Annotated in this window: 24 protein-coding genes and 1 riboswitch; of the genes, 21 read left to right on the top strand and 3 right to left on the bottom strand. The window is 71.3% G+C overall.

Annotated elements, in window-relative coordinates:
• Window positions 1-2: 2 nt before the first annotated feature.
• The 17 genes from AB0M11_RS00680 (at window position 3) to AB0M11_RS00600 (ending at window position 17,607) form a co-directional block, all read left to right on the top strand.
• Window positions 3-746, top strand: a complete 744-nt coding sequence (locus tag AB0M11_RS00680) for a CDP-alcohol phosphatidyltransferase family protein (protein ID WP_365699807.1) — start codon at window positions 3-5, stop codon at window positions 744-746.
• A complete protein-coding gene (locus AB0M11_RS00675; protein WP_365699805.1) occupies window positions 743-1,627 on the top strand; it encodes a glycosyltransferase in 885 nt (294 codons plus the stop codon). The genes AB0M11_RS00680 and AB0M11_RS00675 overlap by 4 nt, the downstream gene beginning before the upstream one ends.
• A 209-nt stretch (window positions 1,628-1,836) precedes the next feature.
• Window positions 1,837-2,766, top strand: a complete 930-nt coding sequence (locus AB0M11_RS00670) for an ABC transporter permease (RefSeq protein ID WP_365699803.1) — start codon at window positions 1,837-1,839, stop codon at window positions 2,764-2,766.
• The gene (locus AB0M11_RS00665) at window positions 2,759-3,550 is read left to right on the top strand and encodes an ABC transporter ATP-binding protein (protein WP_365699801.1); all 792 of its coding nucleotides are present in this window, start codon (window positions 2,759-2,761) and stop codon (window positions 3,548-3,550) included. Before AB0M11_RS00670 ends, AB0M11_RS00665 begins: the two co-directional genes overlap by 8 nt.
• A gap of 359 nt (window positions 3,551-3,909) precedes the next feature.
• On the top strand, window positions 3,910-4,812 hold the full coding sequence (gene hpnC, locus AB0M11_RS00660) for a squalene synthase HpnC (RefSeq protein ID WP_365699799.1): 903 nt from the start codon (window positions 3,910-3,912) through the stop codon (window positions 4,810-4,812).
• Window positions 4,809-5,762 (top strand): presqualene diphosphate synthase HpnD, encoded by a 954-nt coding sequence (hpnD, locus tag AB0M11_RS00655; RefSeq protein WP_365699797.1) that lies wholly within the window; start codon window positions 4,809-4,811, stop codon window positions 5,760-5,762. The genes hpnC and hpnD overlap by 4 nt, the downstream gene beginning before the upstream one ends.
• Complete coding sequence (locus tag AB0M11_RS00650) at window positions 5,762-5,902, top strand: DUF6380 family protein (RefSeq protein WP_365699795.1); 141 nt, start codon at window positions 5,762-5,764, stop codon at window positions 5,900-5,902. Before hpnD ends, AB0M11_RS00650 begins: the two co-directional genes overlap by 1 nt.
• Window positions 5,899-7,320: a hydroxysqualene dehydroxylase HpnE gene (gene hpnE, locus AB0M11_RS00645; protein ID WP_365699793.1), complete on the top strand. Its 1,422-nt coding sequence runs from the start codon at window positions 5,899-5,901 to the stop codon at window positions 7,318-7,320. The genes AB0M11_RS00650 and hpnE overlap by 4 nt, the downstream gene beginning before the upstream one ends.
• On the top strand, window positions 7,317-8,447 hold the full coding sequence (locus AB0M11_RS00640) for a polyprenyl synthetase family protein (RefSeq protein ID WP_365699790.1): 1,131 nt from the start codon (window positions 7,317-7,319) through the stop codon (window positions 8,445-8,447). Before hpnE ends, AB0M11_RS00640 begins: the two co-directional genes overlap by 4 nt.
• A 117-nt stretch (window positions 8,448-8,564) precedes the next feature.
• On the top strand, window positions 8,565-10,556 hold the full coding sequence (gene shc / locus AB0M11_RS00635; protein WP_365699788.1) for a squalene--hopene cyclase: 1,992 nt from the start codon (window positions 8,565-8,567) through the stop codon (window positions 10,554-10,556).
• On the top strand, window positions 10,556-11,197 hold the full coding sequence (locus AB0M11_RS00630) for a 1-hydroxy-2-methyl-2-butenyl 4-diphosphate reductase (RefSeq protein WP_365699786.1): 642 nt from the start codon (window positions 10,556-10,558) through the stop codon (window positions 11,195-11,197). Before shc ends, AB0M11_RS00630 begins: the two co-directional genes overlap by 1 nt.
• 5 nt (window positions 11,198-11,202) lie before the next feature.
• Window positions 11,203-12,225 carry an adenosyl-hopene transferase HpnH gene (hpnH, locus tag AB0M11_RS00625; protein ID WP_365699782.1) on the top strand — a complete coding sequence of 341 codons (1,023 nt, stop codon included), beginning with the start codon at window positions 11,203-11,205 and terminating at the stop codon, window positions 12,223-12,225.
• Between the two features lie 4 nt (window positions 12,226-12,229).
• Window positions 12,230-13,387: a flavodoxin-dependent (E)-4-hydroxy-3-methylbut-2-enyl-diphosphate synthase gene (gene ispG / locus AB0M11_RS00620; RefSeq protein ID WP_365699780.1), complete on the top strand. Its 1,158-nt coding sequence runs from the start codon at window positions 12,230-12,232 to the stop codon at window positions 13,385-13,387.
• A gap of 27 nt (window positions 13,388-13,414) precedes the next feature.
• On the top strand, window positions 13,415-15,412 hold the full coding sequence (gene dxs, locus AB0M11_RS00615; RefSeq protein ID WP_365699778.1) for a 1-deoxy-D-xylulose-5-phosphate synthase: 1,998 nt from the start codon (window positions 13,415-13,417) through the stop codon (window positions 15,410-15,412).
• A complete protein-coding gene (locus tag AB0M11_RS00610) occupies window positions 15,409-16,794 on the top strand; it encodes an aspartate aminotransferase family protein (protein WP_365699776.1) in 1,386 nt (461 codons plus the stop codon). The genes dxs and AB0M11_RS00610 overlap by 4 nt, the downstream gene beginning before the upstream one ends.
• A 70-nt stretch (window positions 16,795-16,864) precedes the next feature.
• A complete protein-coding gene (locus AB0M11_RS00605) occupies window positions 16,865-17,488 on the top strand; it encodes an XRE family transcriptional regulator (protein WP_365699774.1) in 624 nt (207 codons plus the stop codon).
• The gene (locus tag AB0M11_RS00600; RefSeq protein ID WP_365699772.1) at window positions 17,485-17,607 is read left to right on the top strand and encodes a DUF6126 family protein; all 123 of its coding nucleotides are present in this window, start codon (window positions 17,485-17,487) and stop codon (window positions 17,605-17,607) included. Before AB0M11_RS00605 ends, AB0M11_RS00600 begins: the two co-directional genes overlap by 4 nt.
• Window positions 17,608-17,629: 22 nt before the next feature.
• On the opposite strand, the gene AB0M11_RS00595 is transcribed toward AB0M11_RS00600, so the two are convergent.
• Window positions 17,630-18,427: a tyrosine-protein phosphatase gene (locus tag AB0M11_RS00595; RefSeq protein ID WP_365699770.1), complete on the bottom strand. Its 798-nt coding sequence runs from the start codon at window positions 18,425-18,427 to the stop codon at window positions 17,630-17,632.
• Window positions 18,428-18,647: 220 nt separating this feature from the next.
• On the opposite strand from AB0M11_RS00595, the gene AB0M11_RS00590 reads away from it, so the two are divergent.
• The 3 genes from AB0M11_RS00590 to AB0M11_RS00580 all read left to right on the top strand — a co-directional run bounded on the left by AB0M11_RS00590 (window position 18,648) and on the right by AB0M11_RS00580 (window position 23,176).
• Entirely contained in the window at window positions 18,648-20,720 is a 2,073-nt protein-coding gene (locus tag AB0M11_RS00590) for an alpha-galactosidase (protein ID WP_365699956.1), read from the top strand.
• Window positions 20,721-21,025: 305 nt separating this feature from the next.
• A riboswitch (cyclic di-AMP (ydaO/yuaA leader) is annotated at window positions 21,026-21,186 on the top strand.
• Between the two features lie 4 nt (window positions 21,187-21,190).
• Window positions 21,191-22,192 (top strand): LysM peptidoglycan-binding domain-containing M23 family metallopeptidase, encoded by a 1,002-nt coding sequence (locus tag AB0M11_RS00585; RefSeq protein WP_365699768.1) that lies wholly within the window; start codon window positions 21,191-21,193, stop codon window positions 22,190-22,192.
• 198 nt (window positions 22,193-22,390) lie between these two features.
• Complete coding sequence (locus tag AB0M11_RS00580; protein ID WP_365699954.1) at window positions 22,391-23,176, top strand: SGNH/GDSL hydrolase family protein; 786 nt, start codon at window positions 22,391-22,393, stop codon at window positions 23,174-23,176.
• Between the two features lie 76 nt (window positions 23,177-23,252).
• Here AB0M11_RS00580 and AB0M11_RS00575 read toward each other — a convergent pair whose 3' ends face one another.
• Window positions 23,253-23,855, bottom strand: coding sequence for a TetR family transcriptional regulator C-terminal domain-containing protein (locus AB0M11_RS00575; protein WP_365699766.1), 603 nt, complete (start codon window positions 23,853-23,855; stop codon window positions 23,253-23,255).
• A gap of 113 nt (window positions 23,856-23,968) precedes the next feature.
• Window positions 23,969-25,147 (bottom strand): Glu/Leu/Phe/Val dehydrogenase dimerization domain-containing protein, encoded by a 1,179-nt coding sequence (locus tag AB0M11_RS00570; RefSeq protein ID WP_365699764.1) that lies wholly within the window; start codon window positions 25,145-25,147, stop codon window positions 23,969-23,971.
• Between the two features lie 139 nt (window positions 25,148-25,286).
• Between AB0M11_RS00570 and AB0M11_RS00565 the strand changes: the two genes are divergently transcribed.
• Entirely contained in the window at window positions 25,287-26,474 is a 1,188-nt protein-coding gene (locus tag AB0M11_RS00565; RefSeq protein WP_365699762.1) for an MBL fold metallo-hydrolase, read from the top strand.
• Window positions 26,475-26,943 lie beyond the last annotated feature (469 nt).

Genomic DNA, 26,943 nt, shown 5'->3' with positions numbered 1-26,943 from the left:
TCGTGCACCCCGCTGGGGTCAAGGACCGGCGCAGCGGTGAGCACTGGATGGGACGCCTCTACATGCGTGAGGTGTCCCTGCGGGTGGACCGCTACCTGGTGAACACCAGGGTCACGCCCAACCAGCTCACGTATCTGATGACCGTCTTCGGCGTGCTCGCGGCCCCGGCCCTGCTGGTGCCGGGGATCACGGGCGCCGTCCTCGGCGTGGTGTGCGTCCAGATGTACCTGCTGCTGGACTGCGTGGACGGCGAGGTCGCCCGCTGGAAGCAGCAGTACTCGCTGGGCGGGGTCTACCTCGACCGGGTCGGCGCGTATCTGACCGACGCGGCCGTCCTGGTCGGGCTGGGGCTGCGCGCCGCCGACCTGTTCGGCAGCGGTCGTATCGACTGGCTGTGGGCCTTCCTCGGCACCCTGGCCGCGCTCGGCGCCGTTCTGATCAAGGCCGAGACCGACCTGGTCGGTGTCGCCCGCCACCAGGCCGGGCTTCCGGTGGTCAAGGAGGCCGCCGCCGAGATGCGCTCCTCCGGCATGGCGCTGGCCCGCAGGGCCGCCGCCGCGTTCAAGTTCCACCGGCTGATCCTCGGCATCGAGGCCTCCCTGCTGATCCTGCTGCTCGCCGTCGCCGACCACTTCCACGGCGACCTCTTCTGGACCCGGCTCGGCACCGCCGTGCTCGCCGGCATCGCGCTGCTGCAGACCCTGCTGCACCTGGTCTCGGTCCTCGCGTCGAGCAGGCTGCGGTGAGCGCCGGGCCGAAGGTCGGCGCGGTCGTCATCACCATGGGCAACCGCCCCGACGAACTGCGTGCCCTCCTAGACTCGGTCGCCAAGCAGCACGGCGACCCGGTCGAGGTGGTCGTCGTCGGCAACGGATCGCCGGTCCCGGAGGTGCCCGACGGCGTCCGCACCCTGGAGCTGCCGGAGAACCTCGGGATTCCCGGCGGGCGCAACGTCGGCATAGAGGCCTTCGGCCCGAGCGGCCGCGATGTCGACATATTGCTCTTCCTGGACGACGACGGCCTGCTCGCCGAGCACGACACCGCCGAGCTGTGCCGGGAGGCCTTCACCGCCGACCCGAAGCTCGGCATCATCAGCTTCCGCATCGCCGACCCGGAGACCGGGCGGACCCAGCGCCGCCACGTGCCGCGGCTGCGGGCCTCCGACCCGATGCGCTCCTCCCGGGTCACCACCTTCCTCGGCGGCGCCAACGCCGTCCGCACCCAGGTCCTGGCCGAGGTCGGCGGCCTGCCCGACGAGTTCTTCTACGCCCATGAGGAGACCGACCTGGCCTGGCGGGCCCTGGACGCCGGCTGGATGATCGACTACCGCTCCGACATGGTGCTGTACCACCCCACCACCGCGCCCTCCCGGCACGCGGTCTACCACCGGATGGTCGCCCGCAACCGCGTCTGGCTGGCCCGCCGCAACCTGCCGGCCCTCCTGGTCCCGGTCTACCTCGGCGTCTGGATGCTGCTGACCCTGGTGCGCCGCCCGTCCCGCCCGGCCCTGCACGCCTGGTTCGCCGGTTTCCGGGAGGGCTGGACCACCCCGTGCGGACCCCGCCGCCCGATGCGCTGGCGGACTGTGTGGAAACTCACGCGGTTGGGCCGTCCCCCGGTGATCTGACAAGCTCGAAGGCGCGTGTCCGCGCGCGACGGCGTGCGGACACCCCGCAGAACCGTCGCGCGTGGCGCGCGAACGCCCCCAGAACGGTGTCCGATGGCGGAGAGGTGTCGCGCCCGGTAGCACAATTCCGTAAGACGAACGTAAGACGCATCCGACGGCGACGCCGAAGACGCATCGGCGGCCGGATCCGAGGACGAAGGCTTGCACCCTTGAGTGAGACAACGCATGACGGCGGTATCGCGGTGAGCGCGGTGCCGTCGCCCGACGAGGGCCTCACGGCGGCGCAGCTCGCCGCCCGGTACGGGCTCGCGGTGAGCGGCGCACGCCCCTCACTGCCCGAGTACGTACGCCAGCTCTGGGGTCGGCGCCACTTCATCCTGGCCTTCTCGCAGGCGAAGCTCACGGCCCAGTACAGCCAGGCCAAGCTCGGCCAGCTCTGGCAGGTGGCCACGCCGCTGCTCAACGCGGCCGTGTACTACTTCATCTTCGGCGTCATCCTGCACGCCAGCCGCGGCATGTCGCAGGACGTCTACATTCCGTTCCTGGTCACCGGCGTGTTCACCTTCACGTTCACGCAGAGTTCGATCATGACGGGTGTGCGCGCGATCTCCGGCAACCTCGGTCTGGTGCGCGCGCTGCACTTCCCGCGCGCCTCGCTGCCGATCTCCTTCGCGCTCCAGCAGCTCCAGCAGCTGCTGTTCTCGATGATCGTCATGGTCGCGGTGGTGGTCGGGTTCGGCAGCCGGCCCGGCCTGTCCTGGGCGCTGGTCGTGCCGATCCTGTTCCTGCTGTTCCTGTTCAACACCGGCCTGGCCCTGATCGTGGCCCGGATGGGCGCCAAGACTCCGGACCTCGCCCAGTTGCTGCCGTTCGTCCTGCGCACCTGGATGTACATGTCCGGTGTGATGTTCTCGATCACCAAGATGATGGAGGGCAGGCCGGAGTGGGCGCGCACGCTCCTCCAGCTGAACCCCGCCACCGTCTACATGGACCTGATGCGCTTCGCCCTCATCGACGGCTACGGCGCCTCGAACCTCCCGCCGCACGTCTGGGCCGTCGCCCTGTCCTGGGCCGTGGTCCTGTTCGCCGGCGGTTTCGTGTACTTCTGGAAGGCGGAGGAGCGGTACGGCCGTGGCTGACTACGACGTGGAGCAGAACCCCGGGGAGCGGATCCCCACCGTCATCGCGGAGGACGTGCACATCGTCTACCGGGTCAACGGCGCCAAGACCGGCAAGGGCAGCGCGACGGCCGCCCTCAGCCGCATCTTCAAGCGCGGCGACGAGCGGGGCGTGCGCAAGGTGCACGCGGTCCGCGGCGTCTCCTTCGTCGCCTACCGCGGCGAGGCCATCGGCCTGATCGGCTCCAACGGCTCCGGCAAGTCCACCCTGCTGCGCGCCATCGCCGGTCTGCTGCCCGCCGAGAAGGGCAGGGTCTACACCAACGGCCAGCCCTCGCTGCTCGGCGTCAACGCGGCCCTGATGAACGACCTGACGGGCGAGCGCAACGTCATCCTGGGCGGCCTGGCCATGGGGATGTCCCGGGAGGAGATAAAGGCGCGCTACCAGGAGATCGTGGAGTTCTCGGGCATCAACGACAAGGGCGACTTCATCACCCTGCCGATGCGCACCTACTCCTCCGGCATGGCGGCCCGGCTGCGGTTCTCCATCGCCGCCGCCAAGGACCACGACGTCCTCATGATCGACGAGGCGCTGGCCACCGGCGACGCGGCCTTCCGCAAGCGCTCCGAGGACCGCATCCGTGAACTGCGCGAGCACGCCGGCACCGTCTTCCTGGTCAGCCACAACAACAAGTCCATCCGCGACACCTGCGACCGCGTCCTGTGGCTGGAGCGCGGTGAGCTGCGCATGGACGGCCCCACCGAAGAGGTGCTCAGGGAGTACGAGAAGTTCACGGGCAAGTAGCCCGCCACGCCCATGGCCCCGCCGGAACCTTTCCGGTGGGGCCCGGCGTCTGCAAAGGAAACGTCAACTCGCGCTCGCCTTAGGAATCTTGACGCCAATCGGTGTGTTGTTGTGATCTGCGGGACACCCAGACGAACCTCGATGCGTTGTACAACGTAAGCTGTACCGGTCCCGGAAAGCGGCAAGTGGGGCGATAATGCGCGACACCCTCGGCCGGGCCGCCCCGCGGGCCGCTGGGCGGCGTGTCCGAAATAGTGTGTATTGGGTCGGCAGTGTAGAACGGGAGATGTGACGGCAATGGCTACGGAAACTCCCCAGCTCAACGCAGGCCGCGCCGTCCCCGCCCCGGGCAGCGAACGGTGACGGCGAGCGCGTCGGCGCGCACCGGGGACCTGGAGCGCGGCACCCTGGACAAGGCCGCGGACGAGAACTTCCCCGTGGCCCCCTTCTTCCTGCCGAAAGCCTGGCGCGACGACCTGATGGCGGTGTATGGCTTCGCCCGCCTCGTCGACGACATCGGCGACGGCGACCTGGCCCCCGGAGGGGCCGACGCCCGTCTGCTGGGGGTCTCCCCGGCCCAGGCCGAGGACCGCCTGGTCCTGCTCGACGCCTTCGAGACCGACCTGCGCCGCGTCTTCGACGCCACCCCGCGCCACCCTCTGCTGCGCCGCCTGCAGCCCACGGTCCGCCAGTGCTCCCTCACCCCCGAGCCGTTCCTCGGGCTGATCGCCGCCAACCGCCAGGACCAGCTCGTCAAGCGGTACGAGACCTACGACGACCTCCTCGCCTACTGCGAGCTGTCCGCCAATCCCGTCGGCCGTCTGGTCCTCGCCGTCACCGGCACCTCGACCGCCGAGCGGATCCGGCTCTCCGACTCGATCTGCACCGCACTCCAGATCGTCGAACACCTTCAGGACGTGACCGAGGACCTCGGCCGCGACCGGATCTATCTGCCCGCCGCGGACATGAAGCGCTTTCACGTCTCGGAGGCGGACCTCGCCAGGAAAACCGCAGGCGCATCGGTGCGCGCACTGGTTGCATACGAAGCACAACGCGCCCGCGATCTCCTGAATGAAGGCGCCCCCCTTGTGGGTAGCGTCCACGGCAGGTTGAAGCTGCTGCTCGCGGGGTTCGTGGCGGGGGGAAGGGCGGCGGTCCACGCGATCGCCGCCGCCGAATACGACGTACTACCCGGCCCGCCCAAGCCCGGCAAGGGCCGGTTGCTGCGTGAGGTGGGCGTGACTCTGCGAGGAGAGGGGTGATCCGGACCGTGGACTCTCCCACACACGTGTCCGCGCCGGTACTCGCCGCCTACAGCTACTGCGAGACGGTCACCGGACAGCAGGCACGGAACTTCGCCTACGGCATCAGGCTGTTGCCGGCGCCAAAGCGGCGCGCGGTGTCGGCGCTCTACGCCTTCTCCCGGCGCGTCGACGACATCGGCGACGGCGAGCTGGCCGACGAGGTGAAGGTGGCCCGCCTGGAGGACACCCGGGCGCTGCTCGCCCGGGTCCAGGACGGCGCGGTCGCCGAGGACGACACCGACCCGGTCGCGGTCGCCCTGGCGCACGCCGCCCAGGCGTTCCCGATCCCGCTGGGCGGTCTGGACGAGCTCATCGACGGCGTCCTGATGGACGTCCGCGGCGAGACCTACGAGACCTGGGAGGACCTCAAGGTCTACTGCCGCTGTGTGGCGGGTGCCATCGGCCGCCTCTCGCTCGGCGTGTTCGGCACCGAACCGGGGGCGCGCGGCGCCGAGCGCGCGCCGGAGTACGCCGACACGCTCGGGCTCGCGCTCCAGCTCACCAACATCCTCCGAGACGTCCGCGAGGACGCCGGCAACGGCCGTACCTATCTGCCCTCCGACGACCTCGCCAAGTTCGGCTGCTCGGCCGGGTTCCACGGTCCGAACCCACCCGAGGGCTCCGACTTCGCCGGCCTCGTGCACTTCGAAGTACGCCGCGCCCGTGCCCTTTTCACCGAGGGGTACCGGCTGCTGCCGATGCTGGACCGGCGCAGCGGCGCCTGTGTCGCCGCCATGGCGGGCATCTACCGCCGGCTGCTCGACCGCATCGAGCGGGAGCCGGCGGCGGTGCTGCGCGGCCGGGTCTCGCTGCCCGGACGCGAGAAGGCGTACGTCGCGGTGCGCGGCCTGTCCGGGCTCGACACCCGGCGTCACACCTCCCGGCTGGCCGTCAGGAGGCGCGCCTGATGGACACAGTGGGCCACGGTGACGCCATCGGAGGAAAACGGCAGGCAACCCTCCGGCACGACCTGGCGTCCCTGACTGCGACGGCCCGACCTGCCCTGTTCCACCGGCACGGCGGCCAGGCAGGAAAGGCGACAGGATGACCGACGGCACGCGATCCGAACGGACGCACGACGACCCACCGTCCGGGCGCACCGCCGTCGTGATCGGCGGCGGCCTCGCCGGCATCACGGCCGCGCTCGCGCTCGCCGACGCGGGCGTCCGCGTGACGCTGCTCGAAGGCAGGCCGCGCCTGGGCGGGCTCGCCTTCTCCTTCCAGCGCGGCGACCTGACCGTGGACAACGGCCAGCACGTGTACCTGCGTTGCTGCACGGCCTACCGCTGGTTCCTCGACCGCATCGAGGGCACGGCGCTGGCACCGCTGCAGGACCGCCTCGACGTGCCCGTCGTCGACCTCGCCAAGCCGGAGGGACGGCGCCTGGGCAGGCTTCGCCGCGACCCGCTGCCCGTCCCCCTGCACCTGGGGCGCAGCCTGGCCGCCTATCCGCACCTCTCGCTCGCCGAGCGGGCCGGGGTGGGGCGTGCCGCGCTCGCGCTCAAGGGGCTGGACCTCACCGATCCGAGCCTGGACGCACAGGACTTCGGCAGCTGGCTGGCCACCCACGGCCAGTCGGCGCGTGCCGTCGAGGCCCTGTGGGACCTGGTCGGGGTCGCCACCCTCAACGCGGTCGCGGGCGACGCCTCGCTGGGGCTCGCCGCGATGGTGTTCAAGACCGGTCTGCTGTCCGACCCGGGCGCGGCCGACATCGGCTGGGCCCATGTGCCGCTGGGCGAACTGCACGACCGGCTGGCCCGCAAGGCGCTCGACTCCGCGGGCGTGCGTACCGAGGTCCGTACACGCGTCACCTCCGTCTCCAACAACGAGAACGGGACCTGGAGCGTTCAGGTTCCCGGCGAGAGGCTCACGGCCGACGCCGTGGTGCTCGCCGTGGCCCAGCGCGAGGCGCACGACCTGCTCCCGGCAGGGGCCCTCGACGCCCCGGAGAACCTGCTGCGGATCGACACCGCGCCGATCCTCAACGTGCACGTGGTCTACGACCGCAAGGTGCTCGCGAAACCGTTCTTCGCAGCCCTGGGCACCCCCGTGCAGTGGGTGTTCGACCGCACCCACGCCTCGGGTCTGCGCGAGGGCCAGTACCTCGCGCTGTCCCAGTCGGCCGCCCAGGACGAGATCGACACCCCCGTCGCCGACCTGCGCGAGCGCTATCTTCCCGAGCTGGAACGGCTGTTGCCGGGCGCGCGCGGCGCCGGGGTGCGGGACTTCTTCGTGACCCGGGAGCGCACCGCGACGTTCGCCCCCACCCCCGGCGTCGGGCGGCTGCGGCCCGGCGCCCGCACCAAGGCACCCGGCCTCTACCTGGCCGGAGCGTGGACCGCCACCGGGTGGCCCGCGACCATGGAGAGTGCGGTCCGCAGCGGTGTCAGTGCGGCCGACGCCGCGTTGCGCACTCTGGGCCGGCCCCGCCCCCGTCACCTCTTCGAGTTCGAGGAGGCGGCGTGAGACTCGATCGGCAGGCGACAGGCCCCCGCACCCCCGGTACCGCAACTAGAGGAGAAACTGTGCCCACTGTGCCCCCGGCCGAGACGGCTGCCGACGCGGTGGACGTGACCGCGCTCCTGGAGCGCGGCCGGACCCTTGCCACACCGGTACTGCGGGCGGCCGTGGACCGCCTGGCACCTCCCATGGACACCGTTGCCGCCTACCACTTCGGCTGGATCGACGCCGAGGGCAACCCCGCGGACGGGGACGGCGGCAAGGCCGTACGCCCCGCGCTCGCGGTGCTCTCCGCCGAGGTCACCGGCGCCGCCCCCGAGGTCGGCATCCCCGGTGCCGTCGCCGTCGAACTCGTCCACAACTTCTCCCTGCTGCACGACGACCTGATGGACGGCGACGAGCAGCGCCGCCACCGTGACACCGTCTGGAAGGTGCACGGCCCCGCCCAGGCCATCCTGGTCGGCGACGCCCTGTTCGCCCTTGCCAACGAGGTCCTCCTCGAACTCGGCACCGTCGAGGCCGGCCGCGCCACCCGCCGGCTCACCACCGCCACCCGCGCCCTCATCGACGGCCAGGCCCAGGACATCTCCTACGAGCACCGCGACCGGGTCAGCGTCGAGGAGTGCCTGGAGATGGAGGGCAACAAGACCGGCGCCCTGCTCGCCGCCTCCAGCTCCATCGGCGCGGTGCTCGGCGGCGCCGACGACCGTACCGCCGACACCCTGGAGAAGTACGGCTACCACCTCGGCCTCGCCTTCCAGGCCGTCGACGACCTGCTCGGCATCTGGGGCGACCCGGAGTCCACCGGCAAGCAGACCTGGAGCGACCTGCGCCAGCGCAAGAAGTCCCTGCCGGTCGTCGCCGCGCTCGCGGCCGGCGGGCCCGCCTCCGAGCGGCTGGGCGAGATGCTCGCCGCCGACGCCAAGAGCAGCGACTTCGAGAACTTCTCCGAGGAGGAGTTCGCCGCCCGCGCCGCCCTCATCGAGGAGGCCGGCGGCCGCGAGTGGACCGCCGAAGAGGCGCGCCGTCAGCACACCATCGCCATCGAGGCCCTGCACGCCGTCGACATGCCCGACCCGGTCCGGGCCCGGTTCACGGCGCTGGCCGACTTCGTCGTCGTACGGAAGAGATGATCATTATCGGTCGCATAGCCCTCGCGTAGTCGCCGGCCGGTGCGAGCGCGCAGCCAGCACCGGCCGACGGCGGACCCACAGCAGAACGATTTCGCACGACTGCACGAAGGGGAAGCCATGACAGCGACGACCGACGGAAGCACCGGGGCCACCCTGCCGCCCCGGGCCGACTCGGCCAGCACCCAGCTCACCACCCCCGCGGCGGCCGGGGTACACGAAGCCGCGGAACGCGCGGTCCGGCGCGCCACCGACCATCTGCTGGCTCGGCAGGACGCGGAGGGCTGGTGGAAGGGCGACCTGGAGACCAACGTCACCATGGACGCCGAGGACCTGCTGCTCCGTCAGTTCCTGGGCATCCGCGACGAGGCCACGACCGCCGCCGCCGCGCTGTTCATCCGCGGCGAGCAGCGCGCTGACGGCACCTGGGCCACCTTCTACGGCGGCCCCGGTGAACTCTCCACCACCATCGAGGCGTACGTCGCCCTGCGACTGGCCGGGGACGCGCCGGACGCGCCCCACATGGCGAAGGCGTCGGCCTGGATCCGCGAGCGGGGCGGGATCGCCGCCGCCCGGGTCTTCACCCGGATCTGGCTGGCCCTGTTCGGCTGGTGGAAGTGGGAGGATCTGCCCGAACTCCCGCCGGAGCTCCTGTACTTCCCCAAGTGGTTCCCGCTCAGCATCTACAACTTCGGCCAGTGGGCCCGGCAGACCATCGTGCCGCTCACCGTGGTCTCGGCCAAGCGCCCGGTGCGCCCGGCCCCCTTCCCGCTGGACGAGCTGCACACCGACCCGGCCGACCCCAACCCGCACCAGCCCCTCGCCCCGGTGGCGAGCTGGGAGGGCGTCTTCCAGCGGCTCGACAAGGTCGTCCGCGGCTACCGCAAGGTCGCGCTGCGCCGGCTGCGCGGCTCCGCGCTGAACTCCGCCGCCCGCTGGATCGTCGAGCGCCAGGAGAACGACGGCGCGTGGGGCGGCATCCAGCCCCCGGCCGTGTACTCGGTGATCGCCCTGCACCTGCTCGGCTACGACCTCGAACACCCCGTGATGCGCGCGGGACTTGAGTCGCTGGATCGTTACGCCGTGTGGCGCGAGGACGGCGCCCGGATGATCGAGGCCTGTCAGTCGCCGGTGTGGGACACCTGCCTCGCGACGATCGCGCTCGCCGACGCGGGACTGCCCGCCGACCATCCGCAACTCGTCAAGGCCGCCGACTGGATGCTCGGCGAGCAGGTGGTCCGCCCCGGCGACTGGGCGGTGAAGCGGCCCCAGCTCCCGCCGGGCGGCTGGGCGTTCGAGTTCCACAACGACAACTACCCCGACATCGACGACACCGCCGAGGTCGTCCTCGCGCTGCGCCGGGTCCGGCACCACGACCCCGAGCGGATGGAGAAGGCGATCGGGCGCGGGGTGCGCTGGAACCTCGGCATGCAGTCGAAGAACGGGGCCTGGGGGGCCTTCGACGTCGACAACACCAGCCCGTTCCCCAACCGGCTGCCGTTCTGCGACTTCGGCGAGGTCATCGACCCGCCGTCGGCCGACGTCACCGCGCACGTCGTGGAGATGCTCGCCTTCGAGGGCATGTCCCACGACCCGCGCACCCGACGCGGCATCGAGTGGCTGCTCGCCGAACAGGAGCCCGACGGTTCGTGGTTCGGCCGCTGGGGCGTCAACTACGTCTACGGCACCGGATCCGTGGTACCTGCGCTCACGGCCGCCGGACTGCCCGCCTCGCACCCGGCGATCCGGCGTGCGGTGACCTGGCTGGAGAAGGTCCAGAACGAGGACGGCGGCTGGGGTGAGGACCTGCGCTCCTACAAGTACGCGGGCGAATGGAGCGGGCGCGGTGCCTCCACCGCATCCCAGACGGCGTGGGCGCTGATGGCGCTGCTCGCGGCGGGGGAGAAGGACAGCAAGGCCGTCGAACGCGGGGTCCGGTGGCTCGCCGAGACGCAGAACGAGGACGGTTCCTGGGACGAGCCGTACTTCACCGGCACCGGCTTCCCCTGGGACTTCTCCATCAACTACCACCTCTACCGGCAGGTCTTCCCGCTCACCGCGCTCGGCCGTTACCTCCACGGCGAGCCCACCCCCGAGGCCGAGGGGGACTGATGAACACCTCGCCCGCGCCGGCCCCGCTGCTGATCGCCTGCGCTCTCGGCATCGAGCACCTCGCCCTGCGCGCCGGCGAGCGCGGGGGCGCGGGCGGACCCGTCACCGTGCTGCGCACCGGCATGGGTCCCAGGGCGGCGGAACGGTCCGTCACCCGGGTCCTGGCCGATCCCGCGCTCACCGCCGCCGCGGTCCTGGCGACGGGTTTCTGCGCGGGACTCGCACCCGGGATGCACCCCGGCGACCTCGTGGTCGCCGAGGAGACCCGGGACCCGCGGGGCAGCGTCGGGTGTGTCGGCACCGAACTCCTGGTGAAGGAGCTCGTCCGGACCCTGCCCGGCCGCACCGTCCACACCGGCCCCGTCACCGGCTCCGATCACGTCGTCCGTGGTCACGAGCGCTCGGATCTGCTCGCGACCGGCGCGATCGCGGTCGACATGGAGTCGGCGGCCACGCTTCTGAGCGCCGTGCGGGCGGGCGAGCGCCCGGTTGCGGCCGTCAGGGTGGTCGTGGACGCTCCTGAACATGAACTCGTCCGGATCGGCACGGTGCGCGGAGGAATATCAGCTTTCCGTGTTCTTCGATCCGTTCTGCCCGCTTTCTTCGAATGGCACCGTTCTTTGCTGCTCCCCCGGAGGTGAGCCAGATGGCCATGCCGCTGCGTCAATCCATCAAGGTCGCTACCTACTTGGCCGAACAGAAGCTCCGCAAGCGGGACAAGTTCCCGCTGATCGTGGAGCTGGAACCGCTCTTCGCGTGCAACCTGAAATGTGAGGGCTGCGGCAAGATCCAGCATCCCGCCGGGGTGTTGAAGCAGCGCATGCCGGTCGCGCAGGCGGTCGGGGCGGTGCTGGAGTCCGGTGCCCCGATGGTGTCCATCGCGGGCGGCGAGCCCCTGATGCATCCCCAGATCGACGAGATCGTGCGGCAGTTGGTGGCGAAGCGGAAGTACGTCTTCCTGTGCACCAACGCCATGCTGCTGCGCAAGAAGATGGACAAGTTCACCCCGTCGCCCTACTTCGCCTTCGCGGTGCACATCGACGGGCTGCGCGAGCGGCACGACGAGTCCGTTGCCAAGGAGGGCGTGTTCGACGAGGCGGTGGAGGCCATCAAGGAGGCCAAGCGGCGCGGCTTCCGGGTGACCACCAACTCGACCTTCTTCAACACGGACACCCCGCAGACCATCATCGAGGTGCTCAACTTCCTCAACGACGACCTCAAGGTCGACGAGATGATGATCTCGCCCGCCTACGCCTACGAGAAGGCCCCCGACCAGGAGCACTTCCTCGGCGTCGAGCAGACCCGCGAGCTCTTCAAGAAGGCCTTCGCGGGCGGCAACCGCAGGAAGTGGCGGCTCAACCACTCCCCGCTCTTCCTGGACTTCCTGGAGGGCAAGGTCGACTTCCCGTGCACGGCCTGGGCGATCCCGAACTACTCGCTCTTCGGCTGGCAGCGCCCCTGCTACCTGATGAGCGACGGCTACGTGCCGACGTACCGGGAACTCATCGAGAAGACCGACTGGGACAAGTACGGCCGCGGCAAGGACCCACGCTGCGCCAACTGCATGGCGCACTGCGGCTACGAGCCCACCGCCGTCCTCGCCACCATGGGGTCGCTCAAGGAGTCGCTGCGCGCCATGCGCGAGACGGTCTCCGGAAACCGGGAGTGACGGCATGACCGCAATCCCCCTGGGCCTCCCCGAGGTCCCGGCGCGGCCGGTCGCCGAACGGCGGGTCTCACGGCAGATCCACGTCGGGCCGGTCGCCGTGGGCGGCGGCGCCCCGGTGTCGGTGCAGTCGATGACCACCACCCGCACTTCGGACGTCGGCGCGACCCTGCAGCAGATCGCCGAGCTGACGGCGTCCGGCTGCCAGATCGTCCGGGTCGCCTGCCCCACGCAGGACGACGCGGACGCCCTGGCGACGATCGCGCGCAAGTCCCAGATCCCGGTGATCGCGGACATCCACTTCCAGCCGAAGTACGTCTTCGCCGCGATCGAGGCGGGCTGTGCGGCGGTGCGGGTGAACCCGGGCAACATCAAGCAGTTCGACGACAAGGTGAAGGAGATCGCGCGGGCCGCCAGGGACCACGGCACGCCGATCCGGATCGGGGTCAACGCGGGTTCGCTGGACCGGCGTCTGCTGCAGAAGTACGGCAAGGCGACGCCCGAGGCGCTGGTGGAGTCGGCGCTGTGGGAGGCGTCCCTCTTCGAGGAGCACGACTTCCGGGACATCAAGATCTCCGTCAAGCACAACGACCCGGTCGTGATGATCGAGGCGTACCGGCAGCTGGCCGCGCAGTGTGAGTACCCGCTGCACCTGGGGGTCACCGAGGCGGGGCCGGCCTTCCAGGGCACGATCAAGTCGGCCGTGGCGTTCGGGGCGTTGCTCTCGCAGGGGATCGGCGACACGATCCGCGTCTCGCTCTCCGCGCCTCCGGTCGAGGAGGTGAAGGTCGGCAACCAGATCCTGGAGTCGCTGAACCTTCGGCAGCGGGGTCTGGAGATCGTCTCCTGTCCGTCCTGCGGGCGGGCCCAGGTCGACGTCTACAAGCTGGCCGAGGAGGTCACCGCGGGTCTCACGGGCATGGAGGTCCCCTTGCGTGTCGCGGTCATGGGGTGCGTGGTCAACGGCCCCGGTGAGGCGCGGGAGGCCGACCTCGGCGTCGCCTCGGGCAACGGCAAGGGGCAGATCTTCGTCAAGGGCGAGGTCATCAAGACGGTGCCCGAGTCGAAGATCGTGGAGACCCTCATCGAGGAAGCGATGAAGATCGCCGAGCAGATGGAGCAGGACGGCGCCGGGTCCGGAGCACCCGCCGTCACGGTGAGCTGACCAGCACGGACCGAGAGGGGGCCGAGCGTGACGATTCTGGAGACCATCCGGGGACCACGCGACCTGAAGGCGCTGTCCGAGGCGGAACTCGGTGAACTGTCCGAAGAAATACGCGAGTTCCTGGTGCACGCGGTCGCCAGGACCGGCGGCCACCTCGGGCCCAACCTGGGCGTCGTGGAGCTGACCGTCGCGCTGCACCGGGTCTTCGAGTCCCCGGCCGACCGCATCCTCTGGGACACCGGCCACCAGAGCTACGTGCACAAGCTGCTGACCGGCCGTCAGGACTTCTCCAAGCTGCGCGGCAAGGGCGGCCTGTCCGGATACCCCTCCCGCGAGGAGTCCGAGCACGACGTCATCGAGAACAGTCACGCCTCCACCGCGCTCGGGTGGGCCGACGGCCTCGCCAAGGCCCGCCAGGTGCAGGGGGAGAAAGGCCATGTCGTCGCGGTGATCGGCGACGGCGCGCTGACCGGCGGGATGGCCTGGGAGGCGCTCAACAACATCGCGGCGGCGAAGGACCGGCCGCTGATCATCGTCGTCAACGACAACGAGCGGTCGTACGCGCCCACCATCGGCGGCCTCGCCAACCACCTGGCCACACTGCGCACCACCGACGGCTACGAGAAGATGCTGGCGTGGGGCAAGGAGGTGCTCCTGCGCACCCCGGTCGTCGGCGGCACCATCTACGAGTCCCTGCACGGTGCCAAGAAGGGCTTCAAGGACGCCTTCGCCCCCCAGGGCATGTTCGAGGACCTGGGGCTCAAGTACGTCGGCCCGATCGACGGTCACGACATCAGGGCCGTCGAGTCGGCGCTGCGGCGCGCGAAGCGCTTTCACGGTCCGGTTCTGGTGCACTGCCTCACGGAGAAGGGCCGCGGCTACGAGCCCGCTCTCGCCCACGAGGAGGACCGTTTCCACACCGTCGGCGTCATGGACCCGCTCACCTGCGAGCCGCTCGCACCGTCCAGCGGGCCTTCCTGGACCTCGGTGTTCGGCGACGAGATCGTCCGGATCGGGGAGGAGCGGGACGACGTCGTGGCGATCACCGCGGCCATGCTGCACCCCGTCGGCCTCGGCAAGTTCGCCGAGCGCTTCCCGGACCGGGTCTGGGACGTCGGCATCGCCGAGCAGCACGCGGCGGTGTCCGCGGCGGGGCTGGCGACCGGGGGGCTGCATCCCGTCGTCGCCGTGTACGCCACGTTCCTCAACCGCGCGTTCGACCAGCTGCTGATGGACGTGGCGCTGCACCGCTGCGGGGTGACGTTCGTGCTGGACCGGGCGGGCGTCACAGGGGTCGACGGCGCCTCCCACAACGGCATGTGGGACATGTCGATCCTCCAGGTCGTCCCCGGCCTCAGGATCGCCGCCCCGCGCGACGCCGAACAGCTCCGGCTCCAGTTGCGCGAGGCCGTCGCCGTGGACGACGCGCCCACGCTGGTGCGGTTCCCGAAGGAGTCGGTGGGCCCGCAACTTCCGGCGGTCGACCGGGTCGGCGGGGTGGATGTGCTCCGTCGCGACCCGGACGCGCGGGTGCTGCTGGTCGCCGTCGGAGTGATGGCGCCGGTGTGCCTCCAGGCCGCGGACCTGCTGGCTGCTCGGGGGATCACCTGCACGGTCGTGGACCCGCGTTGGGTGAAGCCCGTGGATCCGGCGCTGCCGGCGCTGGCGGCGGACCACGAGCTCGTGGCGGTCGTCGAGGACAACAGCAGGGCGGCCGGCGTCGGCGCGGCGGTCGCGCTCGCGCTCGGTGACGCGGACGTGGACGTGCCGGTGCGGCGGTTCGGGATTCCCGAGCAGTTCCTCGCGCACGCCAAGCGGGGGGAGGTGCTGGCCGACATCGGGCTGACGCCGGTGGAGATCGCGGGGCGGATCGGGGCGAGTCTCGCGGCGCGGGGGGCCGACGGTGACCACGGGGGTGCCGCGGGGGGTCGGGTGTCGGGCGCGGCGCCGTCCGGGCTGGTCGCGCAGTTCCCCGCGCCCCTGAGGGGCGCTGATGCCGAGGGCGTTGACAAGGAGAGGCAATGACCACGGAGTTCGACCTCGGGGCGCTGCTCGCCGAGCGCGGTGGTGAGCGGTACGAGCTGCACGGGAAGTACCTGAACCACCAGCTGCCCCGGATGCTGCACACCATCGGCTTCGACAAGGTCTACGAGCGGGCCGAGGGCGCCCACTTCTGGGACGCTGACGGCAACGACTACCTGGACATGCTCGCCGGGTTCGGGGTGATGGGCCTGGGCCGCCACCACCCCGTCGTCCGCAAGGCGCTGCACGACGTCCTGGACGCCCAGCTGGCCGACCTCACCCGCTTCGACTGCCAGCCGCTGCCCGGACTGCTCGCCGAGCGGCTCCTGGCGCACAGCCCGCATCTGGACCGGGTGTTCTTCGGCAACAGCGGAACCGAGTCGGTCGAGACGGCCCTGAAGTTCGCCCGCTTCGCCACCGGCAGACCCCGCGTCCTCTACTGCGACCACGCCTTCCACGGCCTGACCACCGGCTCGCTGTCGGTCAACGGCGAGAGCGGCTTCCGGGACGGCTTCGCCCCGCTGCTGCCCGACACCGCCGTACCGCTGGGTGACCTGGACGCGCTCGCCCGCGAGCTGAAGAAGGGCGATGTCGCCGCCCTGATCGTCGAGCCGATCCAGGGCAAGGGCGTGCACGAGGCGCCGCCGGGCTACCTGCGCGCCGCCCAGGAGCTGCTGCACCGTCACAAGGCGCTGCTCATCACCGACGAGGTGCAGACCGGCCTGGGCCGCACCGGCGACTTCTACGCCTACCAGCACGAGGAGGGCGTCGAGCCGGACCTGGTGTGCGTGGCGAAGGCGCTGTCCGGCGGGTACGTCCCGGTCGGCGCCACCCTCGGCAAGGACTGGATCTTCAAGAAGGTCTACTCCTCCATGGACCGGGTCCTGGTCCACTCGGCGAGCTTCGGGGCCAACGCCCAGGCCATGGCGGCCGGCCTGGCCGTCCTCTCGGTCATGGAGAACGAGCAGATCGTCGCCAACTCCCGGGCCGTGGGGGAGCAGCTCAAGTCCCGGCTCGCCGCGCTGACCGACAAGTACGAGCTGCTCGCCGACGTGCGCGGGCGGGGCCTGATGATCGGCATCGAGTTCGGCCGGCCCGCCTCGCTGAAGCTGCGCAGCCGCTGGACCGTGCTCCAGGCGGCCCGCAAGGGGCTGTTCGCCCAGATGGTGGTCGTACCGCTGCTGCAACGGCACCGGATTCTCACCCAGGTCTCCGGCGATCACCTGGAGGTGATCAAGCTCATCCCGCCGCTGATCCTCGACGAGGCCGACGCCGACCGTTTCGTGGACGCCTTCACCGACGTGATGGACGACGCGCACAGCGGCGGCGGCCTGATGTGGGACTTCGGCAAGACCCTCATCAAGCAGGCGGTGGCCAACCGCTAGATCGACTCCCGGGATTTGTCTCTGAGGCAAGAAAATTGCCGCAGAGACAAAACTGCGGCTCAATGGAGGCATGAGCTCCTCCGCCGACGAGCACCCGGGCGGGCCGGTCGAGGACCTGCCCGCCGTCGCCCCGCAGCTGCGCTCCCTGCGCCGCCGGGCCGGCCTCACCCTGGAGGCCGCGGCCCGGGACGCCGGGCTCTCGCCCGCCCATCTGTCCCGGCTGGAGACCGGGCAGCGGCAGCCCTCGCTGCCGATGCTGCTCGCGCTCGCGCGTGTCTACGGTACGACGGTCTCCGACCTGCTCGGCGAGAGTGTCGCCGACCGGGACGCGATCGTACGTGCCGCCGACATGGATCCGACCCGGGCGGGCGGCTGGACCTACTGGCAGGCCGGTGCCCCGGGCCGGGGCATGCAGGCGCTGCGCGTCCACGTGCCCCACGGCTCCCAGGGCGACATCGTGCGGGTGCATCCCGGCGAGGAGTGGCTGTACGTGCTGCGCGGACGGCTCCGGCTGCGCCTCGGCGACGCCGTCCACGTGCTCGCGCCCGGCGACAGCGCGCACTTCGACTCGCTGACCCCGCACCGGCTCGCCGCCGAGGACCACGACGGGATCGAGCTCCTGTTCGTCCACACCCTGCTGCAGAGTCCCACGACCGCCCTGTGCCTGGGACCGATCACTGGAGAGCTGCCATGAGCAACATAGAGGAGAAGTTCCCGCGGGCCCTGTGGGTCCGGCTGATCATCTACATCGCCGCCGGGCACGTCCTGGCCGCGTTCCTCTTCCTGCTGTTCTCCCTCGGCGCGAAGAGCTGACCTCGCTCGGGAAGAGCCGACCTCAGTCGAGCAGGCGCTCGCGCAGCCGCTCCCGGGTCCGCGGCGCCAGCTTCAGGCCCTGCCCCAGGTACGTGTCGACGTCGCCCCAGGTCTCCTCGATGCTCTCGAAGGCGGCCGTCAGGTACTCCGCGCGGGCGTCGAACAGCGGGCTGAGCAGGTCCATCACCTCGGGGCTGTACGCGCTGTCCCCGCCACCGCTGCGCCGCACCCGGTAGCGGCGGTGCTTGGCGTTGGACTCCAGATAGTCGGCGAGGATCGCGTCCCGCTGAACGCCCACCGCGAGGAGTGTCACGGCTATGGAGACGCCCGCCCGGTCCTTGCCGGCCGCGCAGTGCATCAGCGCCGGGACGCTGTCCTCGGCGATCGCGTGCAGCACGTGCGAGTGTTCGTCGGTGCGGTCCTTGACGATCGTGCGGTACGAGCTCACCATCCGGGCCGCGGCTTTGCCCTCGCCCAGGAGCCCGCGCAGCTGCTCGATGTCACCCTCGCGGACCATCTTCCAGAAGTCGGCCCCGTGCGCGGGGTCGGTCAGCGGCAGGTTGACGTTCCGCACGCCGGGCAGCTCGACGTCCGGGCCCTCCAACTTCTGGTCGGCCGCGTTACGGAAGTCGAAGACGGTGTGCAGGCCGAGCGAGGCGAGGAACTCGGCGTCCTGCTCGGTCGCGTGCGCCAGATGGCCGCTGCGGAACAGCACACCCGACCGCACCCGCCGCCCGTCCACGGTCGGCAGGCCGCCCACGTCACGGAAGTTGCGCACCCCGGCCAGCTCCGGCTCGGTCGACGGGACCTGCTGCGTCACGGGGGCTCCTCCCGGTGGGCCCCGTCGGCGCGGCTCGTCGACGGGCACTGGCTCGACCATACGACATCGGTCTGCGCGGGCCAGGAGTTGTCCACAGGGCACCGCCGCCCGCTCCGACACCCCTCGCTTCCAGCACCCGGCAGCTCTTGCCTCCGGAGCCCGCGGCCCATGATGATGTTGGGGCTTGAGCGGATCTGTTGGCACCTGTGTGAGGTTCTCGATGCTGGACATCGCCGAAAACGGTCGTACCTGGCTCCTGTCCGGCCCCGGCAGCAGCTACGCGCTGCATCTGACGGAGGCCGACGAGCTGCTCCACCTGCACTGGGGCGCCAGAATCGAGCTCGCCGACGCCGAGGAGCTCAGCACCCGGGCACTGCCCGGCTACTGGCCCTTCGAGACCCCGCTGGACGGCCGGGAGGAGTATCCCGTCGAGGGCGGTCCCCGCTTCGTCCGCCCGGCGCTGTCCGTGCGCACGGAGGAGCGCCGCGGCACCGAGTGGACCTTCGCGTCGTACGAGGCCGACGCCGACGAACTCCGGTTGCGCTTCACGGACGACGGCATCGTCATCACCCTGCACTACCGGATGCGCGGCGACGTCGTCGAGCGCTGGGTCACCGTCGGCAACGAGGGGCACGCGCCCGTGGAACTGCTGCGCGCCGACCCCGCCACCTGGACCCTGCCCGACCGCGAGGGCTGGCGGCTCTCCCAGCTGCACGGCCGCTGGGCCGCGGAGTCCCGGCTGACCCGCGGCCCGCTCAGCTACGGGGAGAAGGTCATCGGCAGCCGCCGCGGCCACACCGGCCACCAGCACCTGCCCTGGGTCGCCCTGGACACCGATGCCACCGAGGAGCGCGGTGAGGTCTGGGGCTGCGCCCTCGGCTGGTCCGGCTCCTGGCGCATCGCCGTCGCCCAGCTCCCCGACGCGCGCGTGCAGATCACCGGCGGCGCCGGCTACGACGACTCGGGCCTGCTGATGCTGGCCGAGGGGGAGTCGTACACCAGCCCGGTCTTCGCGGGCCTGTGGACCGACGCGGGCTTCGGCGGGGCGAGCCGTGCCTGGCACGCCTACCAGCGGGCGTACATCATCCCGAACGCCGACCAGGACCGGCCGGTGCTGTTCAACTCCTGGGAGGCCACCAACTTCGACATCTCGGAGGACCAGCAGGCCACCCTCGCCCGCCGGGCCGCCGCGATCGGTGTCGAGCTGTTCGTGGTGGACGACGGCTGGTTCGGCGCCCGCACCAGCGACCGCGCCGGCCTCGGCGACTGGACGCCCAACCCCGACCGCTTTCCCAAGGGCCTGGGGCCCCTCGCCGACTACGTGCACGCCCTCGGCATGCAGTTCGGCATCTGGGTCGAGCCCGAAATGGTGAACCCGGACAGCGACCTGTACCGCGCCCATCCCGACTGGGTGCAGTACCAGCAGGGCCGGAAGCGCACCGAGCTCCGCAACCAGCTGGTTCTCAACCTCGCCCGCGAGGACGTCCAGGAGTACCTCTGGGAGCAGCTCGACGCGCTGTTGTCCAGCGCCCCGATCGACTACGTCAAGTGGGACTTCAACCGCTGCTTCACGGACGCGGGCTGGCCCGGCGAGCCCTACCCGCAGCGCCTGTGGGTCGACCACGTGCGCGGGCTGTACGCGCTGCTCGACCGGATCCGCGCGGCTCACCCGAACGTGGCCATCGAGTCCTGCTCGGGCGGCGGCGGGCGGATCGACCTCGGCATCATGAGCCGTACCGACGAGGTGTGGACCTCCGACAACACCGACCCGCTGGACCGGCTCGCCATCCAGCACGGCTTCAGCCAGATTCACCCCGCCCGGGTGATGTCCGCCTGGGTCACCGACAGCCCGAACCACCAGCTCAACGGCCGGGTCAGCAGTCTGCGTTTCCGTTTCGTCAGCTCCATGGCCGGGGCGCTCGGCGTCGGCGGCGACCTGTCGAAGTGGACCGAGGAGGAACTCGCCGAGGCCGGCCACTGGGTGGAGCTCTACAAGGAGATCCGGCCGCTGGTGCAGCGCGGCGACCAGTTCCGGCTGCGGCCGCCGGCCGGCGGGCTCAGCGCCGTGCAGTACACGCTCGGGGACGAGGCCGTCGTCCTCGCCTGGCTCCAGGCCCAGAGCTACGGCGAGCCGGCGCCGGCGCTCCGGTTGCAGAGCCTGGACCCGACGGCGTCCTACGAAAACCGTGACACGGGCGAAGTGCACCGGGGCGCCGTCCTGCTGCACCACGGGCTGCACACCGGGCTCAAGGGCGACCTGGACGCGACGGTCATCCGACTCCGCCGGGTCTGATCTGTCTGCCCGAATTGGAGCATTGGTTGTGACTCGTCATCTAATGAGGAGGGGTGGCATGACGTGCGTGAGGAGCGTCATATTCGTGACTGTCCGTCGCGCGTCATGTGCACGTAATTCCCGTTGTTCTTCGCGGAGATTGGAAAAGCGAAATAGGTCGAATTCACGGAGGGTGACCGGGAATTCCGGCAACGGATCATATGGGGCACGGACCGGCGGAACCGGTTGCTTGTCCGCGTCCGTCCTATTCCCTTACGTTCGCCACACATCCGGGCGGAACGCCGAATCCTGCCGCCGCCCGGAGCCCCACACACTCACCCGTACCCGGCAGGAGCGGGGGACCCACCAGGTACGACGGCCTGTTCCGGTTCCCGGGACGGCCAGGGGTGCAGCCGCGTGGCGACGCGTGGCCGGGCAGCTCCAGCCCGAACCCGACAGCTCACCTCGCAGGCGCCGGAGAGGAACGCGCCATGCCCGCGAAGGGTAAGCACCGACGCCCCACGTCCCCGCGTCTCACCCGCTCGATGGCCGTCGCCGGAACCGGTGGCGCCGCACTGGCGCTGCCGCTCATGGGAGCCACCGGCGCCCACGGGGCCCCCGAACAGGCCGTCTCCGCACAGGCTGTCTCCGCACAGGCCGCACCGTCGCGTCCCGCGATCGAACAGGCCGCGGCGCGAGCGACGGCCGCGAAGGACTCCGCGCACCGCGTCTACACGGTGGTGCCCGGTGACTACCTCTCGAAGATCGCCGAGGAGCAGCATCTCCGCGGCGGCTGGCACCGGCTCTACGCCGACAACCGGCAGGCCGTCGGCGACGACCCCTCGCTGATCCACCCCGGCCTCAGGCTCACGCTCGGCGGCCGGCACGTCGCGGCGCCGGACACCGCGGACTCCGGCTCCCGTGCCGAGCCGCGGCCGGACGAGCGGTCGTCGGCGCGGCCGGACGCGCAGTCGTCCCCCTCACTGTCGTCCACCTCCTCGCCCTCCTTCTCCTCCACGTCCCCGTCCGCGTCCTCGTCCGCGTCTTCGGCCTCGGCATCCGGCGGGTCGGTGACGGCCGTCTCCGGCTTCACCCTCCCGGTGACCGGTGCCTCCGTCGGCACCGGCTACCACGTCGCGGGCGGCATGTGGTCCAGCGGCCACCACACGGGTGTCGACTTCGTCGTCCCGACGGGTACCCCGGTCAAGGCCGTCGGCGCGGGCACGGTGGTCTCGGCGGGCTGGGGCGGCGCCTACGGCAACCAGGTCGTCATCCGGCTCACCGACGGCTACTACGCGCAGTTCGGCCACCTCTCCGCTCTCTCCGTCTCGGTCGGCCAGACCGTGACCGCCGGCCGGCAGGTCGGCCTCTCCGGGGCGACCGGCAACGTCACCGGACCGCACCTCCACTTCGAGATCCGCACCACCCCGGACTACGGCTCGGACGTGGACCCGGTCGCCTACCTCCGCGCGAAGGGCCTCGCCGTCGGCTGACCGGGTGTCTCCTTCTCGCCACGGACAGGCGATCGACACGTCAACACAGCTGATCAGAGCCTTATTCCAGGCTTGGCACAGTATTGGGAAGTGTCTTATCTCACCGCACGTCAACCCCTTATTACGGTCGCGTAGGTCACAACCGAAGGTGAATCATGGTCCGACGTGGCAGACGATTCGAAGAGTGACAAGGCATCAGTGATCGGGTCGTACGTGGCGGTGGGGGACAGCTTCACCGAGGGCGTGGGCGACCCCGGCCCCGACGGGGCGTTCGTCGGCTGGGCGGACCGGTTCGCGGTACTGCTGTCGGACCGGCGGCCCGAGGGCGACTTCGAGTACACCAACCTCGCCGTACGCGGGAAACTGCTCGACCAGATCGTGGCGGACCAGGTGCCGCAGGCCCTGGCACTCGCCCCGGACCTGGTCTCCTTCTGCGCGGGCGGCAACGACATCATCCGCCCCGGCACCGACCCCGACGAGGTGGCCGAGCGGTTCGAGCGCGCCGTGGCCCAGTTGACCGCGGCCGTCGGCACGGTGCTGGTGACCACCGGGTTCGACACCCGGGGCGTGCCCGTCCTCAAGCATCTGCGCGGCAAGATCGCCACGTACAACGGGCATGTCCGGGCCATCGCCGACCGGTACGGCTGTCCCGTCCTGGACCTGTGGTCCCTGAAGTCCGTGCAGGACCGCCGGGCCTGGGACGGCGACCGCCTGCACCTCTCGCCCGAGGGGCACACGCGCGTGGCGCTGCGCGCCGGCCAGGTGCTCGGCGTCGAGGTGCCCGCCGACCCGGACCAGCCGTGGCCGCCGCTGCCGCCCCGCGGCACCCTGGAGGTCCGCCGCGACGACGTGCACTGGGCGCGGGAGTACCTGGTCCCGTGGATCGGGCGCCGGCTGCGCGGCGAGTCGTCCGGCGACCACGTGACGGCCAAGGGAGCGCTCTCCCCGGACGACATCAAGATGCGGATCGCTTCCGTGGCCTGAGGCGGTACGGGCGGGGGAGTGAGCAAGGGGCGGCCTCCCTGCGGGCCGTCCCTTGCTGCCGGCACTGCCACTGCTGCTACTGCTGCTCGCGCAACCCCAGTTCGCGCTCCAGCGCCTCGTCCACCCACTCCTGCGCCCGGGCGCGGGGCACGGCACCCGGATACGAGGTCAGCTGGACGGCGAGACCGTCGAGCAGCGCCGTCAGCCGCAGCGCCGCCGCGGCGGGATCGGGGCACCGGAACTCACCCGCCGCCACCCCTTCGGCGATGACCTCGGCGATCGCCGCCTTCCACTGCCGGTCCAGGGCCTTGGTGACGTCCCGCAGCGCGGGTTCCCGCAACGCCACCGCCCAGCCCTCGATCCACAGCCGCCAGCCCTTCGCCTGTCCCGTGGGCGCGTACCAGCGCACCGCCGCACGCAACCGGCGCGCCGCCGACGTACGGCGGCCCAGCAGCTTGCGCAGGTGCGCCAGGTCGCCCTCGGCGGCGTAGGTGAAGGCGGCGGCGACCAGCTTCTCCTTCGTCGAGAAGTGGTACAGCACCAGTGCGTTGCTCACCCCGAGGGCCGAGGCCACGTCGGCGATCCGCACCGCCGCCACGCCCCGCGCCTCGATCTGCTCGATGGCGGCCCGCAGCAGCTCCTCCCGCCGCTCGGCCACGCTCAACCGCACTCTCGCCACGCGGTCACCCTAATCGGTCGTCCCACCGCCCGCGGTGCGGTCCGGGGCCGGCGGCAGTCGCGTGAGCGCCGGCCGCGTCGCCGCGTGCCGCCGCCCGCGGACTCCGCCGTGCCTCACCGGTACCAGCCGAACCGCTCCGCGATCACCGGCAGCCGGTCGGACACCAGGGCGTGCGCGGCGGCGCGCGGGGTCGTGCCGTCGCCCTCCGCGCGGTCCAGCATCAGCTCCACCAGGGCCCGCATCGAGCGGCGGGTGTGGGCGAACGCCTCGTCGGCGTCGGGCCCGATGTCTCCGAACAGGGTCCACCACCACCAGGCGTTGGTACCCGAGTTCACCACCACGTCCGGCAGCACGGTCACCCCGCGCGCGGTGAGCCGCTCCTCCGCCTCCGGCAGCACCGGCATGTTGGCCGCCTCCACGATCCAGCGGGCGGTGACCAGGTGCTCGTTGGCCGCGTCGACGACGTACGACACCGCCGCCGGCACCAGCACCTCCACGTCGGCGGACAGCCAGGCGTCACCCGGCAGGTCCGCGTCGCCGGGGCGCAGCACCGCGCGGTCGACGGTGCCGTACGCGTCCCGCGCGCGCAGCAGCGCCTCGACGTCCAGTCCCGCCGGGTTGTGGATCGTGCCCTTGACGTCGGCGACCGCCACGACGGTGAGCCCCGCGCGGGCGAGGAACCGCGCCGTGGCCCCGCCCATCGTGCCGAGCCCCTGTACGGCCACCCGCGTCCCCCGGTACGGCACCCCGGCCCGGTCCAGGGCCGTCAGCGCCGACTCGGCGACCCCGCAGCCGCCGACCAGCTCGTCCAGGCCGATCCCGTCCACCTCGACGGCGAAGGCGTCCGCCAGTCGCCGGCGGGCCGCCGCCTCGTCGTCCAGCAGCGGGTACACGGCCTGGATCGAGGAGACCAGCCCCGCCTCGGCCGCCGCCCGGTCCACCAGGTCCTGGGTGAGCCCCAGGTCCTCGCCGGTGGTCCAGAGACTCTCCACGTACGGCCGCATGGCTCGCAGGTAGCGGACCAGGAGGGCATACGCGCCGGGGTCCTGCGGATCGCAGTCGATGCCGCCCTTGGCGCCGCCCAGCGGAACGTAGCGGCCCTCGGGGTTGTAGTGCAGGGCCTCCTTCATCGTCATGCCGCGTGCGAGCCCGGTCACCTCCTCCAGGGTGCAGCCCGGCCGCATCCGCAGACCGCCGCTGGCCACGCCCCGCACCAGCCGGTCGACGACCAGGAAGCCCTGGCGGCCGGTGACGTGGTCGGTCCAGACCAGGGACATCAGGGGAGCGGTCACGGGGGCTCCTCGGAGCTGTGTGAAGAAACGGTGTTACTGAACAGTGGGTCAGTATCGGGAGGCGGGTGGCGCGGTGTCAACGCCGACCGCCGCAGGGGCCGACCATAATGGGGGCCTCGGCGACACCTCTGGAGGTACCGTGACCGGCTTGCGTTCCCTGAGCTCCGGGCTCCGCGTGCTGCGGCCCGCTGCCTTCGGCGCGGACCCCGGCGGCGAGCGCCTGGCCCGCATCCGACGCTCCCCGCACTTCAAGGACGGAGTCTTCCAGAACCCCGGTGGCACCACCCGGATGCGCCCTTCGGGTTCGATGCTGGAGTTCGCCAGGACCTACTTCGAGAAGGAACAGCGCGCCCGCAGAGCACCCCAGGGCACCGTGCCGGTGCACCCGACCACCGTCGCCGACCTCGCCCGGCCCGCCGCCACCGGCCTGCGGGTGACGTGGATCGGCCACTCCAGCGTGCTCGCCGAGATCGACGGACACCGCGTCCTGTTCGACCCCGTCTGGGGGGAGCGGTGCTCCCCGTTCCCGTTCGCCGGACCCAGGCGGCTGCACCCGGTGCCGCTGCCGCTCGCCGCGCTCGGCCAGGTCGACGTGGTGGTCATCTCGCACGACCACTACGACCACCTCGACCTGCCCACCATCAAGGCGCTGGCCGGCACGGACACCGTGTTCGCCGTGCCGCTCGGCGTCGGCGCCCACCTCGAACACTGGGGCGTCCCCGCCGACCGGCTGCGCGAGCTGGACTGGCACGAGGAGACCAAGGTCGGCGGACTCACCCTGACGGCCACCCCCGCACGCCACTTCTGCGGCCGCGGGCTGCGCAACACCCAGCACACCCTGTGGGCGTCCTGGGTCGTCACCGGCGAGCAGCACCGGATCTACCACAGCGGTGACACCGGCTACTTCGACGGCTTCAAGGACATCGGCGCCGACCACGGGCCCTTCGACCTGACGATGATTCAGATCGGCGCGTACAGCGAGTTCTGGGTCGACATACACATGACGCCGCAGGAGGGCATGCGCGCGCACCTGGACCTCCAGGGCGGCCAGCCGCACGGCGTGCTGCTGCCCATCCACTGGGGCACCTTCAACCTCGCTCCGCACGCCTGGGCCGAGCCGGGCGAGTGGACGAAGGACGCGGGCGCGGAAGCGGGCCAGGCGGTCGCGCTGCCCCGTCCCGGCGAGCCGTTCGAGCCGTCCGGGAAGCTGCCCGCCGACCCGTGGTGGCGTACGGTCTCGGCGCCCATCGCCCGGCCGTGGCACCAGGAGAAGCGAGCGGAGGGCTCCCCCGGGCAGGGGGACCTCGACCTCGCGGGCGAGCGGTGACAGACGGACCGGTGACCGGACGACGTGAGGGACGCGTGACACAGGACCGGTGCCACAGGACCGGTGCCACAGGACCGGTGACCTCGCCACCACCGTTGCGGCGCTGACGCGACCCTGGCCCGCATGCCCCCGCCCGTCCTGGGTGGGGGCATCGTCATGTGCGGGTATCTCGGACACGCCGGCCAGGGAAGTCACTGTGGGTGACGCTCTGCGGGGTGGTCGAGGGGGTGGGGAAGGTGTGACCGGTGCGCCCGGAGAGTCTGCCGAAGGCGTGCGGGCCGGGGCTTGGTGAGTGAAAGCGGAGTGCCGTGGAGTGCCGGGAGATCCGGCCGACGTCCTCCGCCCGTTGCTCGGCTGACCGTTTCTGAGCAGGTCGGATCATTCGCTGACTGGTCCAGGGCGGATCGCCGAGGGGGTTATCGGTCTTTCGTACGACGGCTCATACCAGAGCGGGACCATCTCCGGGGGA

Source organism: Streptomyces sp. NPDC051987, assembly GCF_040680735.1.
Taxonomy (GTDB): Bacteria; Actinomycetota; Actinomycetes; order Streptomycetales; family Streptomycetaceae; genus Streptomyces.
Note: the sequence above shows the minus strand (reverse complement) of the source record. Positions and strands in the feature narration are given on the sequence as shown.